This window comes from Microbacterium sp. HSID17254 (assembly GCF_003989315.1).
Taxonomy (GTDB): domain Bacteria; phylum Actinomycetota; class Actinomycetes; order Actinomycetales; family Microbacteriaceae; genus Microbacterium.
In genome coordinates, this window is the sequence record NZ_RBLT01000057.1 from 1 (window position 1) to 12,996 (window position 12,996).

Consider the following 12,996-nt stretch of genomic DNA (forward strand, 5'->3'; position numbering starts at 1 on the left):
GCGCCCGTCCCGCCGGCGGCCCCCGTGCCCGGCAGCTCCGGATCGACGGGCAGGAGGGCGGCGAGGCGCGCGAGCGCGTCGTCGACACGGGCGATGTCCTCCGGCGCCGTGAGGCCCTTCTGCGGGCCGAACACCGCCGCCGCGCCGCGGGGGCCGACGAGCGGATTCGTGACATCGGTCAGCACGCGGACATCCGGCGCCCCACGCAGGGCCCCGAGCTCCGCCGTGACGATGTCCGCCAGTCCGCGCGCGCCCCGCGCCACCGGTTCGCCGTCGGCGTCGAGGAAGCGTGCCCCGAGGGCGGTGAGCATGCCCGTGCCCCCGTCGGTGGAGGCGCTGGAGCCGATGCCGAGGATCAGGCGCGAGACGCCGTGATCGAGGGCTGCGGCGATCGCCTGGCCGAAGCCGGTCGTGTCGGCGTCCCCGGGGCGCAGACCGTCGAGGAGCTCGATGCCCGAGGTCGAGGCGATGTCGACGACGCCGGTGCCGCCCGGGGCGTCGGTCGTGCTCGGCAGGAGCAGCCACGACGTCTCGACGGGAGCGCCTGCCGGACCGTCGACCGTGACCGGCATCCACTGTGCATCCGGTACGGCCGTCGCGAACGCCGCGACGGTCCCCTCCCCGCCGTCGGCCATCGGACGCAGCACGATGTCCGCAGCCGGCTCGACCTCCCGCCAGCCGTCGGCGAGCGCCGCAGCGGCCTCCGCCGCCGTGATCGTGCCCTTGAAGCTGTCCGGCGCGATGACGACCCGGGTCATGCCCGAAGCCCCGGGGTGCTCGCGCGTACGACCACCTCGAGCGGGAGCGTCGGCTGCTGCCAGTCCTCGTCGACGATCGCGCGGAAGGCCTGGTAGCCGGCGTCGCTCAGCGGCACGCAGACCGTGGTGAGGGCCGGCGTGACGTCGCGGCTCGAGGGCACGTCGTCGAAGCCGCAGACCGCGATGTCCGTGCCGACCTCACGGCCCGCTGCACGGATGGCCGCCATCGCGCCGATCGCGACGACGTCGCTGATGCCGAACACGACGGTACCCGCGGGGACACCTGTGGCGAGGGCTTCGGTCATCGCCGCCGCCCCGGACTCCCGACGGAAGTCACCGCGGACGGTCTGCGCGACCTCTCCGCCGCCCTCCGCGAATCCGGCCCGGAATCCCGCCAGCCGGTCGTCCGAGGTGCGCACGCCCTCCGCCGCCCCGACGAGTACCGCCGAGCGGTATCCGAGTTCTGCCATGCGACGGCCGAGCGCGGCGGCCCCGGCCCGGTTGTCGATCTCCACCCGGCGGTCGCCGTCGCCGTCCGCGCCGAACGCGACGACGCGGCCGCCGAGGCGGGTGAACTCGGCGAGCTCGCGAGCGGTCTCGGCCTGCCCCTCCTCCTGCGTCCGCGAGGCGGCGAGGATGAGGCCCTGCGGACGCTGTCCGCGCAGCGCCCGGACGATGCGCGCCTCCCGCGCCGGGTCGCGCTCGGTGATGGCCACGGTCACGACGAGCCCCTGTTCGTCGGCACCCCGGGCGACGCCCGAGGCGATGAGGCCGAAGTAGGGGTCGGCGATGTCCGCGACGAGGAGCGCGATCACCGGTGAGCGTCCGCGGGCGGTCGCCTGCGCGGAGACGTTGGCCGTGTAGCCGAGGGCTTCGGCGGCGGCCTCCACCCGCTCCCGGAAGGGCGCCGCGACCTTGCGTTCGGAACCGTTGAGCACGCGGGAGGCGGTCGCCAGGGACACTCCGGCCTCGAGTGCGACGTCGTGCAGCGTGGGTGCCGGTCCCCGGGCGTGACGGGGGCGACGCGCGGCCGGCGGCTCTGCCGGTGTGGCGGACGGGGTCATGCTCCGAGCCTACCGACGGGAACGGAAGCGCTTCGAGGGGCGCTCACGGCTGCCGCCCGAGAAACCCGAGGAGGGCGGCGGCTTCCCCGGCGAGGAGCTCAGGGGCGTCGTCGGGCACGAACTCCAGCAGCGCGTCGCGCGGCGGGTGCGCGGAGGCGGCGGCGTCCGCGAAGAACCGGGTCCACAGTGCGGACCGCGAGCGGAGCGGGTGGCGCTCGGTGCGCGGCCACCAGGAGAAGACATGAGCGGCGGAGACACGGGGGCCGAGCCGGCGGAACTCCTCGAGCGCCACGGGGACGGTGGCACCGACCGTGGGCTGCCAGTACGTCGACAGCATCGGGTGATCGACCTCGTGCAGCAGCTCGAGGGTGGCCGGCGCGGTGTCGGCGAGCGTGCCGCCGTGGAACTCCAGGGCGAGTCCGATGCCCCGGGCGCCCGCTTCGACCGCCGCCGCGCGGAGCCGCGTCACGACGCGGGCACGCTCGGGCCCGGACACCTCCGCCGAGCCGTGTTCACCGGCCCACACCCGCACCCGGTCAGCACCCAGGGCCGCGGCGCTGTCGAGGACCGCGGTGAGCGACTCCTCCGGACCGGCGCGGAAGTACGACCCGTAGGACGCGACGGCGAGCCCGGCATCCGTGGTCATCCGCGCGACCTCCGCCCCGCGGTCGACATCGCCCGGCGGCACATGCACGTCTCCGCCCCACTCGATCACGTCGAGACCCGCGGCGGCCGCGAGCGCGACGATCCTCTCCGGCGGCAGGGCACGGAACGTCACCGAGCACAGCCCCGCACGGATCCCCGTCATCCCGTCATCCTCTCAGTCCTGCCGTTCTTCTGGGTCGGACGTCCCGGCCCCTTCCATCCCCGTGTCGAGTCCCACCTGCACGACCTCGTCCCGCCCGCACGACCGGAACCCGTGTCTGACCCTGCAGACGGACCCGAGTCGTGCAGATGTCCCCGGTCGATCCGACACACGACGACCGAGACCGGGATCGAGACCGGGACCGGGACAGGGACGGACTCCCTCGTCGAGTCCCACCTGCACGACCTCGTCCCGCCTGCACGACCGGAACCCGTGTCTGACCCTGCAGACGGACCCGAGTCGTGCAGATGTCCCCGGTCGATCCGGCACACGACGACCGAGACCGGGGCGGATGCACGACCTGAGCACGACGGGACGACCGACACCCCGGAACGGGTCGTGCATCCGTGGCGGGGTCGTGCATCCGGAACCATGACCGGACCGGACCGGACCGGACCGGACCGGGACCGTGTCCGGAACCATGTCCGGAACCGATCCGGAACCTCGGTGGGGACGGGACGGGGGTCACCGGGACTCACAGGTGGGGGGCGACCGCCGTCGCGAAGGCCTCGGCCGTGCGGCGGACCACACGAACCGGGTCGTCGGCCCAGACGTCGGCGTGGAAGATCTCCACCTCGATGTCACGGTCGTAGCCCGTGTCCTGCACGGCCCGGGTGAGGGGTGCGAAGTCGATCACACCGTCCCCCGGATAGTGCCGAGAGAGGAGGGGGTCTGCGGCGAGGGGGGTCTTCCAGTCGCACACCTGATACGTGGCGATGCGGCCCTCGCGTCCGGCCCTGGCGATCTGGTCGAGCACCTGAGGATCCCACCAGATGTGGAACGTGTCGACGGCGGCTCCGACCACGGCAGGGTCGAAGTCCGCGGCGATGTCGAGCGCCTGCCCGAGGGTGGAGACCACCGCGCGGTCGGAGGCGTACATCGGATGCAGCGGCTCGATCGCGAGGGTGACCCCGGTGGCTCGAGCGTCGTCCGCGAGGGCGCCGATGGCGTCGCGGACACGCTCGCGCGCCCCGATGAGGTCGCGCGACCCCTCGGGCAGACCCCCGGCGACGAGGACGAGCACCGCGGTCGAGCCCTCCGCACCGGCCGCCGCGAGGGTGGCCGCCTCCTCGATCGCCCGGCGGTTGTCGTCGAGCGCGGCTTCGCGCTCCGGACCGGCGGGCAGCGTGAAGAAGCCCCCGCGGCAGTGCGTCGTGAAGCGCAGGCCGGAGTCGGTCAGCATGCGGGCGGCGACATGGAGTCCCACCGCCTGCACGGGCTCCCGCCACAGGCCGATGGCCTCGACCCCCGCCGCCGCCGTGACACGCAGGGCCGTCGCGAGATCCGCGTGCTTCACGGTGGCCTGGTTGATCGAGAGCCGCGGGTGCGGCACGGTCCCGACGCCAGCCACCCGGGATTCGCGCTCCGCCGCCAGGCTCCGCGAGGCGGTCATGCGTCCACCCCGTTCAGCCGGAGCAGGCCGTGCCAGCGCTCCCGCGCGAGCTCCGGCCGCTCCAGGGCGAGCGCCCCGTTGGCCAGCTCGACGATGCGGCTGAGGTGCGGCAGGCTCCGCGCGGAGTGGAGCCCCCCGACCATCTGGAACGCCGGCTGATGACCGTTGAGCCAGGACAGGAAGGCGACCCCGGTCTTGTAATAGAAGGTCGGCGCCGCGAACACCTGTCGACTCAGCTCCTCGGTCGGTCCGAGGAGGGCGAGGTACCGCTCGGGGTCGTCCGCGTCGAGCGCCTGGATCGCGGCGGAGGCCACCGGGGCGAGAGCGGCGAACGCGCCGAGCAGCGCATCCGAGTGGCCGCGTGACGCGGACCCCTCGGGCGCGGCAGCCCCGGTCAGGCTGTCCCCGCCGATGAGGCCGACGTAGTGGAAGTCGTCGCCGGTGAACATGCGCACGCCCTCCGGCAGCCGCTCGCGGACCCAGACCTCGGACTCCGCGTCGAGCAGACTCATCTTCACGCCGGCGACCGCGGCGCGGTTCTCGACGATGATGTCGAGCAGCACCTCGGCGGCCTCCTGCCACGCGGGACCGCCGCTCCCCCCGGAGGACGAGGGCGCGAAGTACCCCGCCAGCTCCGGATCGAACGCGGTGCCGAGCCAGTGCAGCACGACGGGGACCGATGCGCGGGAGAGCACCTCCCGGTACACGCGGCGGTAGTCGTCCGCGCTCTCCGCGACCCTGGCCAGGTGCCGCGAGGCCATGAGCACCGGCCCCGCCCCCTGCTCCTCGGCGAAGTGCAGCTGCTCGAGATAGGCGGCGATCACCTGATCGAGCGGGACACGCGCCTCCTCGATGTGGTCGGTGTTGACCCCGACCACGACTGAGCCGCCCTCCTCGCGGGCGACCTCCGCACTGCGGGCGATGAGCTCGCGCACCGCCGTCGCATCCAGCCCCATGTTCCGCTGCGCGGTGTCCATCGCGTCGGCCACGCCGAGTCCCCACGAGTACACGTTGCGGCGGAACGCGAGCGTCGCGTCCCAGTCGATGTCGGCCGGCTGCCCCGGGGTGTTGTCCGCGTACGCCTTCGGAACGACGTGCGCGGCGGCGTAGGCCACCCGGCTGCGGAGCGGGCCCTGCGGCCGCGTGACGGCGTCGGCCTCCCGGAGCTCCGTGTCGGCGGTGCGGCCGTCGGCGGCGAGCAGGCGGAGCGTGGTCATGCCCGGTCCAGGGTCAGCGGCTCGAGCACGATCTTGCGCCCCTCGGCACTGGACGCGAGTCCGGCCTCGGCGAACTGGACCCCGCGCGCGCCGGCGAGCAGGTCGAACGGATAGTCCGTGCCGAGGACGAAAGAGGTGAGGTACTCCTCCCACTGCTGCCGGAAGCCGTTCTGGAACACGTCGTTCGTCGGCACCTGCTGCCAGTCGGCGTCGTAGTCGTGGCTGTCCTCCAGGTCGGGGTTCCACACGGGCTTGGGCGTGGCGTTGCGCGGCTGGATCTTGGCGCCGAACAGCCCCACGACGGCGGAGCCGTGCGTGCCGTCGACCTGGAACTCCACGAGCTCGTCACGGTTCACCCGCACGGTCCACGAGGAGTTGATCTCGGCGATCGCCCCGCCGTCGAGTTCGAAGATGCCGTAGGCGGCATCTTCGGCCGTGGCCGTGTAGTGCTCGCCCTTCTCGTCCCAGCGGTCGGCGATGTGCACGGCGGCCTGGGCGTAGACGCTCTTGACCTCGCCGAAGAGGTTCTCCAGCACGTAGTTCCAGTGCGGGAACATGTCGGTGATGATGCCGCCGCCGTCCTCGGTGCGGTAGTTCCAACTCGGACGCTGCGCGGGCTGCCAGTCGCCCTCGAACACCCAGTAGCCGAACTCACCGCGGACGGAGAGGATGCGGCCGAAGAAGCCGGAGTCGATGAGGCGCTTGAGCTTCTGCAGCCCCGGGAGGTAGAGCTTGTCGTGGACGACGCCGGTCTTCACGCCCGCGTCGCGGGCAAGGCGGGCGAGCTCCAGGGCCTCGTCCAGCGACTCGGCGGTGGGCTTCTCGGTGTAGATCGCCTTGCCGGCGGCGATGGCCTTGCGGATCGCGGACGCCCGGGCCTTCGTGACGAGGAAGTCGGCGTAGATCTCCCACCGCGGGTCGGCGAGGGCGGCGTCGAGGTCGGTCGTCCAGTCCTCGATGCCGTGCTTCGCTGCCAGTTCGGCGAGTTTGGCCTCGCTGCGTCCGACGAGGATCGGCCGCACGGTCACGCGCGTGCCGTCCGGGAGCTCGATCCCGCCCTCGTCGCGGATCGCGAGGATCGACCGCACCAGGTGCTGCCGGTATCCCATGCGCCCGGAGACGCCGTTCATGATGATCCCGATCTCGCGGGTGGGGGCCTGTGCCATCTCGGTCCGTTCCTCTCGGTGGAAGCTGTCGGCGCTGACAGGAGAATCTTGGTAAGCGCTTTCCGAGATCATGGCATGAGACGCACGACCTCGCAACCGCCCCTAGCGCGGAGGGGCCGTGCTGGCGCGCACGTGCAGCGCCGGAGCCACCTCCACGCGCTCCGCGGGCCGGTTCGGGCCCTCGCGCAGGCGGTCGCGGATGAGCTCGACCGCACGGCGCCCGACATGCTGCTTGGGCGGCCGCAGCGCGGTGAGCGGCGGAGACCCGTGCTCGGCGACCTCATCGTCGTAGGCGATGAGCGAGAGGTCGTCGGGCAGCCGCCAGCCCGCGTCCTGCAGATGCTGCTGGAGCAGGAGCGCCTGCGGGTCGGAGTGCACGAGCAGCGCCGTCGCCCCCGTCTCACGGATCTCGGCGAGCAGCGCCGAGACCACCTCCGCCTGCGCCGATCCCTCCATCCGGTCCAGGGCCGTGTCGCGGTCCACCGACACCGTGAGCCCGAGCTCGGCGACGGCCCGCGACCAGCCCTGCCGCAGCCCGGCGGAGGTCGGTGACTGCGGAGAGGTGAGGATCCCGACCCGCCGGTGTCCGAGTGCGGCGAGGTGCCCGGCGGCGAGCGCGCCCCCGAACGCGTGGTCGGTCGCCACGGTCTGCATCCGGGTGAGGGCGAGAGCGGGCGGGGTCCGGCGCTCCACGAGCACGACCGGCACCGGGAGCGTGTCCAGCCAGGAGAGCAGCGCGTATCCGTCGGCACCCTGCGTCTCGGGGGCCACGATCAGCCCGTGCACCGTCCCGGACTCCAGGAGCGCCGCGATCTGGCGGCGTTGGTCCTGCGCGGCGTAGCTGGCCCCGCGGAGCACGAGCTGCACCCCCGCCTCCGCCCCGGCACTCCGGGCGCCGACGACGACCTGCGGCCAGTAGTAGCTCAGCGACGGCACCACCATCCCGATGCGGAACTGCGGCCCGGGGAGGGCGGCCCGCGCGACGGTCGTGTCCAGCGCGCTCCGCAGCACCGCTCCGCCGTGCACCCTGGTCAGCAGCCCGCGGTCCGCCAGCATCGTGATGTCGCGGCGGATGGTGAGCTCCGCCACCCCGAAGTCGCGGGCGAGATCGGCCACGCGCACCGCCCCCGTGCGGCGCAGCTCGTCCAGGATCCGTTCCCGGCGGGAGAGGCCGAAACGCGGGGTCGGGCGCTCCTCGCTCATGCCGCCCTCCCCTGCAGCTCCCAGCGCTCTGGACGGTCGAGCGGTGCGAAGAGGACGCGCGAGACCACCGGCCCCCACGAACGCTCGAGGAGCGCATCGTCCACGGCCCTGCTCTCGACGACGACGTCCGCCGGATCGTGGGCGATGCGCAGTCCCCGCTTCCCATCCGGACCCGGGAGGAGGACGCCGGCACCGTGCACCTCGGGCGTCCCCGCGCACACGAGCACGAGACGGGTCGTCGGGTCGGCGAGCGCCGGACTCTCGTCGCGCACGGTCACCGCGCCGCCGCGCAGCAGCACCGTCCGCAACCACGGGTCGCCGCCGGGGAACGCCGTACCGAGGTCGAGGGTCCAGCCGTCGCTCCGCGCCTGCACCGCGGCCCGCCAGGCGCCGCCGGGCTGTTGCTCGCGCCCGCGGACCAGCGGCGTCGAGTGCCAGCCGCTGGTGACGTGCCACAGGCGGTAACGGGCATCCGAGAAGGTCGCCGCGGTGTACGTCGCCCGACCGACGTCGATCACGACCGGGACGCCGTCGACCGCGATCGCGACCGCGCCGAGGTCGTTGTGGTTGTGGTTCTCGTCGTTGCGACCGCCCTTGACGACGACCGCGAGCCCCCGCGGATCGCCGCTCCGCTCGCGGCGCAGACCCACGCCGAGGGAGGTGAACTCGACGCGTCCGGGCAGGGGCGCAGGCCCCGGACGCGCCGCATGCCAGTCGGCGTCGAACAGCTCGGCCAGCGTCCGACCGAGGCCGGCGACGACATCGGCCTCGTCTCCGATGACGCGCCCCGGACGGCGGTGCCGCGCGGCGAACGCAGCCGTCGCCTCCAGACCGCACAGGACGGCGGCCCGGTGGAGCACGGACCACGGGAGGGCCTCCCCCGTGCGCGCCTCTGCATCCGAGAAGCTCGCCACCCACCCCTCCCCGAACTGCACGCGCTCCGGGAAGAGGGCGAGCTCGCGCAGCCCGGCGAGGCGTCCGTGCTGGATCGCGGCGGCCACCGCACCGGCGGTGAGCGCGTCGAGGAGGCCGAGCGCATCGAACGCCCGCCCCGCTCCCTGCCACCAGTAGGCGAAGCCCTCGTCGATGCCGCCGTCGGCGGGAAGCTGGGCGAGATAGCGATCAAGGCCGTCGATGCTGAGGGCGAGCACCCGCGCACGCAGCCGCTCGTCCGCGAAGGCGAGCGCTGCCGGCAGCAGGTTGCCATGGATCCACGGCGCCCAGTTGTGCACGCGTTCCTCCGACCCCTCCCATGCCCACTCGCGGCGGTCGACGAACGGGCGCAGCACCCGCCGGACCGTCTCGTCCCGTACCCGTGCGACCAGACCGGGCGCGTGCGCGTCGAGAGCCTCGCCGAGCATCAGCACCGCCCACCCCGCCAGCGCCGCCGCCTCCCCCGCGCCAAGGTCGACGACGGGGCGCTCGATGTCGGGCACACGGCGCCCGCGGGCGAACGCGTCGTCGTGAGCAGGCCAGCACCAGGTCGACTGCTCGGCCAGGAGCCACAGGCCGTCCGCGACCTCGTCCAGCCGCTCGGCCACCGGGTCGACGGCAGCGGCCAGGACGGCGCGGCGGAGCCGGAGGTCGCGGCGGAAGACCGCCCCCTCCCAGCCGGCGCGGTCACCGGTGCGGGCGTAAGCGGCCCACTGCGAGAGGAGCGGCTGCGCCCACGCGGTGCCGCGCTCGCCGTCCGCCGCCGCCAGGATGGTCGCGCGGAGCTCGGGTGCCACGGACGTCCATGCCTCCCGGTCGGTGCTCGGCGGCACGACGGGCCGATCGACGGCGCCGTGCTCGCGCCACAGATCGCTCAGGGTGCCGCGGGGGATCAGCATCCGGTTCTCGCCTTCGTTGTTCGAGTGTGTTCGATCAGCAGGGTTTCAGTTCGATCACGTTGCCTGCACTCGAACGCACAGTCTTCACTGGAACCGCGCGCTTCGGCAAGCGCATACCCGAGATACCCGGAGACCCATGACCCCTCGACCAGTCGTCCTCGCCGCCCTCTCGACGGAGGCGTGGGACCTCGTGTTCGACGACGCGCGGCGCGCCCGCCTGCAGACCCTCGCCGCGCCCGGCGGTCCGCTGCACGCCCCCGCTCTCGACGCCCCGTCGCTGGACGACCGCCTCGCCGCCGTGGAGGTGCTGGTGACGGGCTGGGGCGCTCCGGTCCTGGACGCGCCCCTGCTCGATCGGCTCCCCCGGCTGCGCGCGGTGTTCCATGCGGCAGGGAGCGTGCGCGGCCTCGTGTCCGACGCGTTCTGGGAGCGCGACATCCTGCTCACCTCGGCCGCCGAGGCCAACGCGGCCCCCGTCGCGGAGTACACGCTCGCGATGATCCTGCTCTCCGGCAAGCGCGCCCTCCTCCCGCTCCGTACCGCCGACGCACAGCACGACCTGCGCGTCGGCCCCCGCGCCGGGGGCCGCATCGGCAACCTCGACCGCACGGTGGGCATCGTCGGGTTCTCCCGCATCGGGCGCCGCGTCGTCGACCTGCTGCGCCCCTTCGCCGGCCTCGAGGTGCTCGTCGCCGACCCGTACGCGGACCCCGAGGAGGTGGCCGCGGCCGGCGCCCGGCTCGTCCCGCTCGACGCCCTGCTCCCCGCCGTCGATCTGCTCTCCCTGCACGCACCGGCCCTGCCCGCGACGCGGGGGATGATCGGCCGCGCGCAGCTCGCCGCCCTGCGTGACGGCGCCACCGTGCTCAACACCGCCCGCGGAGCCCTCCTCGACCACGACGCCCTGCGCGTGGAGTGCGCCTCCGGTCGCCTCGATGCGATCCTCGACGTCACCGACCCGGAGCCGCTTCCGCCCGACCACCCGCTGCTGCGCCTGCCGAACGTCGCGGTGACCCCGCACCTCGCCGGCTCCCTCGGCACCGAGGCACACCGGCTGGCCGACGCCGCCCTCGACGAGCTGGAAGCGTGGGTGGCCGGTCGTCCGCCTCGACACCCCGTGCACCGCGCCGACCTCGCGCACAGCGCATGACACTCCTCGCGCTGCCTCCCGAGGACCGCGCGCTCTCCCCGCACACGGGATGGACGCGTGCGCACCTGGTGGCGGTTGCCGACGCGATCCTCGACGGGGCCGCCCGTCACGCGAGCCCGGCGGGCGCGGGCATCCGCTACCCCGGCTCCTCCGGTGGCTTCGGCTCCGCGGTCGATGCGCTCGAGGGATTCAGCCGCACGTTCCTGTTGGCCGCGTTCCGCATCGCCGGCGACCCGCTCGGCACGGAGTCGCTGGCCGACCGGTACGCCCGAGGCCTCGCTGCGGGGGTCGACCCCGACGGTGCCGAGCGGTGGCCGCGCCCCGATGAGGTCGACCAGGCGAAGGTCGAGGCGGCGGCGCTCGCGCTGGGCCTTCACCTCACGCGCGACACGGTGTGGGCGCGCCTCGACGACACGGCGCGGACCCACACCGTGGACTACCTCGCGACGTTCGTCGGCGGCAGCTACCCGCCGAACAACTGGGCGTGGTTCCGGGTGCTCGTCGAGCAGTTCCTGGAGAGCGTCGGCGGGCCGATCTCCGCCGCGGACCGCGCCGCCGATCTCGCACTCCTCGACGGCTTCGAACGCGCGGGCGGCTGGAGCGCCGACGGCGCCGCCCGGTCGTTCGACCACTACGCCGGCTGGGCGCTGTCCTTCTATCCGCTGCTCTGGGCGGACATGGTCGGCGCGGAGCCGCGGCATACGGATCGGGTCGCCCGGTACCGCCGCCGGCTCGACGCGTTCCTCGACGACGCCCTGCGCCTCGTCGGCGCCGACGGCGGACCGCTTATCCAGGGGCGCAGCCTCACCTACCGCTTCGCGACGGCCGCTGCGGCCGGGGCCGCGGCGTTCTCCGGCACCTCGCGGCATGACCCCGGCCTCCTGCGCCGGGCGGTGAACGGTCAGGTCCGGCACTTCACCGCCCGCGGTGCGCCGGATGCGACCGGAGTGCTGTCCCTCGGCTGGCACGGCGCCTGGCGCCCGCTCGCCCAGGACTACTCCGGCCCCGGCTCCCCGTACTGGGCGGCGAAGGGTCTCCTGCCGCTCGCCCTCCCCGCCACGCATCCGTTCTGGACTGCCGTCGAACAGCCCCTGCCGATCGATCGGGGCCCGTTCACCCGCGTCCTCCTCGCCCCGGGGTGGCTGGCGACGGGCACCGCGGACGGCATCGTGCGCGTGGTCAACCACGGCACCGACCACCGCACCCCCGGTGCGTTCCAGCCCGATGCTCCCCTGTACGCGAAGCTCGGGTACAGCACCGCGACCGCCCCCGTTCTCGCCGGCCCGGGGGCACGCGACCCGCTCGACGGCACGGTCGCCGTGGTGCGCGGCGGCCGAGCGAGCCACCGCTCCGGCTTCCTGACGGGGCGCCTGAGGGAGACGGACGGCACGGCGCTCGGCGGCTCCTGTGGCCCCGTGCACTGGCACGACGGCGTCCGCATGGGGTTCGACGTCGGCGGAGGCGGCACGGCCGTCGAGACCACGGTCGGCCCGGTGGTCGATGTGGTGTCGGCGGTGCGCGGACCGTGGGAGGTGCGGCTCGTGCGGGTCCGGGCGGGCGCAGGGCCGGACGGAGCGATCCACGACGGCGACGTCCTCCGCATCGGCGGATGGGCCCTGTCCGCCGCCACCGTCGTCGAGACCGGCCCCGCGGCCGTCACCGCCGCCCTCACCCCCGGCGGGGAGACGCAGAGCCGGGTGGTGGGCCTCCACGGCCTCGACGACGCGACCGCGGGGGTCCGGCGGGAGCGGGACGTGACCCCGCTCGGCCCGGAGACCGTCACCCCCTGGCTCTCCGCGCCGGTGCGACCCGACACCTGGATCGCGGTCGGCGTGCTGCTCGGGGGCTCGCCCGTTCCACCGGAACTCGATCTGCAGGGAGGGGAGGCGACGGTGTCGTGGCCGGACGGCGCCGCGACGACCTTTCGCCCGGGCGAGCAGCTGCCCCGCGGATGAGCGTCAGCGGTGTGCCGTGCTCGCCCGCTCCACGAGCCGGGTCGGCACCACCACGGGCGCGGCGCGGTCTGTCGCCGTCGCGTCGCCCTCCACGGCCGCGATGAGCGCCGTGACCGCTTGCTGCGCGAGCGCCGGGAAGTCCTGCCGGACGGTCGTGAGCGGCGGGAGGAAGTTCGCCGCCTCGGGGATGTCGTCGAAGCCGACCACGCTGACGTCCGACGGAACCGCGCGCCCGGACTCCGCCACCGCCCGCAGCAGCCCGAGCGCCATCTGATCGTTGGCGCAGAACACCGCGGTCGCGCCTAGAGCCGCGCCCGCGGCGAAGCCCGACTCCGCGCTCCAGTCGCCGCGCACGACCGGCGGTGGCACGGCGCCGGCATCCGCCAGGGCCTC

General features: G+C 74.2%; 11 protein-coding genes. 2 read left to right on the plus strand and 9 right to left on the minus strand.

Going from position 1 to position 12,996, the window contains the following annotated elements; translation table 11 throughout:
- The 8 genes from D8M34_RS16870 to D8M34_RS16905 all read right to left on the minus strand — a co-directional run.
- A partial coding sequence (locus tag D8M34_RS16870; protein ID WP_148113070.1) for a glycerate kinase occupies nucleotides 1–758 on the minus strand: 758 nt, incomplete at its 3' end.
- Nucleotides 755–1,822 carry a LacI family DNA-binding transcriptional regulator gene (locus tag D8M34_RS16875; protein ID WP_081811653.1) on the minus strand — a complete coding sequence of 356 codons (1,068 nt, stop codon included), beginning with the start codon at nucleotides 1,820–1,822 and terminating at the stop codon, nucleotides 755–757. The genes D8M34_RS16875 and D8M34_RS16870, both read right to left, overlap by 4 nt.
- Nucleotides 1,823–1,865: 43 nt before the next feature.
- Nucleotides 1,866–2,630 carry a sugar phosphate isomerase/epimerase family protein gene (locus tag D8M34_RS16880; protein ID WP_126894590.1) on the minus strand — a complete coding sequence of 255 codons (765 nt, stop codon included), beginning with the start codon at nucleotides 2,628–2,630 and terminating at the stop codon, nucleotides 1,866–1,868.
- 532 nt (nucleotides 2,631–3,162) lie between these two features.
- Nucleotides 3,163–4,080, minus strand: a complete 918-nt coding sequence (locus tag D8M34_RS16885) for a sugar phosphate isomerase/epimerase family protein (protein WP_126894591.1) — start codon at nucleotides 4,078–4,080, stop codon at nucleotides 3,163–3,165.
- On the minus strand, nucleotides 4,077–5,297 hold the full coding sequence (locus D8M34_RS16890) for a DUF993 family protein (RefSeq protein WP_025105456.1): 1,221 nt from the start codon (nucleotides 5,295–5,297) through the stop codon (nucleotides 4,077–4,079). The genes D8M34_RS16885 and D8M34_RS16890 overlap by 4 nt, the downstream gene beginning before the upstream one ends.
- Nucleotides 5,294–6,463, minus strand: coding sequence for a Gfo/Idh/MocA family protein (locus tag D8M34_RS16895; RefSeq protein WP_085605948.1), 1,170 nt, complete (start codon nucleotides 6,461–6,463; stop codon nucleotides 5,294–5,296). The genes D8M34_RS16890 and D8M34_RS16895 overlap by 4 nt, the downstream gene beginning before the upstream one ends.
- A gap of 102 nt (nucleotides 6,464–6,565) precedes the next feature.
- Nucleotides 6,566–7,666: a substrate-binding domain-containing protein gene (locus tag D8M34_RS16900; protein ID WP_126894592.1), complete on the minus strand. Its 1,101-nt coding sequence runs from the start codon at nucleotides 7,664–7,666 to the stop codon at nucleotides 6,566–6,568.
- Nucleotides 7,663–9,498, minus strand: coding sequence for a heparinase II/III family protein (locus D8M34_RS16905; protein WP_126894593.1), 1,836 nt, complete (start codon nucleotides 9,496–9,498; stop codon nucleotides 7,663–7,665). The genes D8M34_RS16900 and D8M34_RS16905 overlap by 4 nt, the downstream gene beginning before the upstream one ends.
- Before the next feature lie 136 nt (nucleotides 9,499–9,634).
- Between D8M34_RS16905 and D8M34_RS16910 the strand changes: the two genes are divergently transcribed.
- Nucleotides 9,635–10,648: a hydroxyacid dehydrogenase gene (locus D8M34_RS16910; RefSeq protein WP_126894594.1), complete on the plus strand. Its 1,014-nt coding sequence runs from the start codon at nucleotides 9,635–9,637 to the stop codon at nucleotides 10,646–10,648.
- Complete coding sequence (locus D8M34_RS16915; protein ID WP_126894595.1) at nucleotides 10,645–12,603, plus strand: DUF2264 domain-containing protein; 1,959 nt, start codon at nucleotides 10,645–10,647, stop codon at nucleotides 12,601–12,603. The genes D8M34_RS16910 and D8M34_RS16915 overlap by 4 nt, the downstream gene beginning before the upstream one ends.
- Before the next feature lie 3 nt (nucleotides 12,604–12,606).
- Here D8M34_RS16915 and D8M34_RS16920 read toward each other — a convergent pair.
- A partial coding sequence (locus D8M34_RS16920) for a substrate-binding domain-containing protein (protein ID WP_148113071.1) occupies nucleotides 12,607–12,996 on the minus strand: 390 nt, incomplete at its 5' end.

What these genes read in the sequence shown, in the direction of transcription:
- D8M34_RS16875 (WP_081811653.1), bottom strand. Translation starts at nt 1,822, where the DNA reads ATGACCCCGTCCGCCACACCGGCAGAGCCGCCGGCCGCGCGTCGCCCC.
- D8M34_RS16880 (WP_126894590.1), bottom strand. Translation starts at nt 2,630, where the DNA reads ATGACGGGGATCCGTGCGGGGCTGTGCTCGGTGACGTTCCGTGCCCTG.
- D8M34_RS16885 (WP_126894591.1), bottom strand. Translation starts at nt 4,080, where the DNA reads ATGACCGCCTCGCGGAGCCTGGCGGCGGAGCGCGAATCCCGGGTGGCT.
- D8M34_RS16890 (WP_025105456.1), bottom strand. Translation starts at nt 5,297, where the DNA reads ATGACCACGCTCCGCCTGCTCGCCGCCGACGGCCGCACCGCCGACACG.
- D8M34_RS16895 (WP_085605948.1), bottom strand. Translation starts at nt 6,463, where the DNA reads ATGGCACAGGCCCCCACCCGCGAGATCGGGATCATCATGAACGGCGTC.
- D8M34_RS16900 (WP_126894592.1), bottom strand. Translation starts at nt 7,666, where the DNA reads ATGAGCGAGGAGCGCCCGACCCCGCGTTTCGGCCTCTCCCGCCGGGAA.
- D8M34_RS16905 (WP_126894593.1), bottom strand. Translation starts at nt 9,498, where the DNA reads ATGCTGATCCCCCGCGGCACCCTGAGCGATCTGTGGCGCGAGCACGGC.
- D8M34_RS16910 (WP_126894594.1), top strand. Translation starts at nt 9,635, where the DNA reads ATGACCCCTCGACCAGTCGTCCTCGCCGCCCTCTCGACGGAGGCGTGG.
- D8M34_RS16915 (WP_126894595.1), top strand. Translation starts at nt 10,645, where the DNA reads ATGACACTCCTCGCGCTGCCTCCCGAGGACCGCGCGCTCTCCCCGCAC.